General features: G+C 66.2%; 1 protein-coding gene. It reads right to left on the bottom strand.

Annotated features, from left to right (window positions below; genetic code table 11):
• Window positions 1-582, bottom strand: a 582-nt coding sequence (locus KN815_RS47545; protein ID WP_216347982.1) for an acyl carrier protein, incomplete at both ends; no start/stop codon positions are given.

Raw genomic sequence — 582 nt, 5'->3', positions numbered from 1 at the left:
CCTTCAACGACACCGGGTCGATCCCCGCCCGCTCCAGCACCTCCCACGACGCCTCCAACAGCAACCGCTGCTGCGGATCGGTGGCCAGCGCCTCCCGCGGATTGATCCCGAAGAACGCCGCATCGAACGCATCGGCGTCATGGAGAAAGGCGCCCTCGTGGGCATAGCTGGTGCCCGGGTGATCGGGGTCCGGATGGAACAGCCCGTCCAGATCCCAGCCTCGGCCGGTCGGAAACTCCCCGATCACGTCCTTCCCCGAGGCGACCAGGTCCCACAGCGCTTCAGGGGAGTTCGCGCCTCCCGGGAAACGGCAGGTCATGCCGATGATCGCCACGGGATCGTCCGTATCGGCCCGCGCTACGACGGGGGCACGGGAACCGGCGGTCTCGCCGGTCAGCCGGGTGCACAGATACTCCGCCAGCACCCGAGGCGTCGGATAGTCGAACACCAACGTCGCCGGCAACCGCAACCCCGTCACCACCGACAACCGATTACGCAACTCCACCGCCGTCAACGAATCAAAACCCAACTCCTTGAACGCAGCATCCACCCGCACCTCACTGCCAGAACCAAACCCCAACA

This window comes from Streptomyces niphimycinicus (assembly GCF_018883605.1).
Taxonomy (GTDB): Bacteria; Actinomycetota; Actinomycetes; order Streptomycetales; family Streptomycetaceae; genus Streptomyces; species Streptomyces niphimycinicus.
Note: the sequence above shows the minus strand (reverse complement) of the source record. Positions and strands in the feature narration are given on the sequence as shown.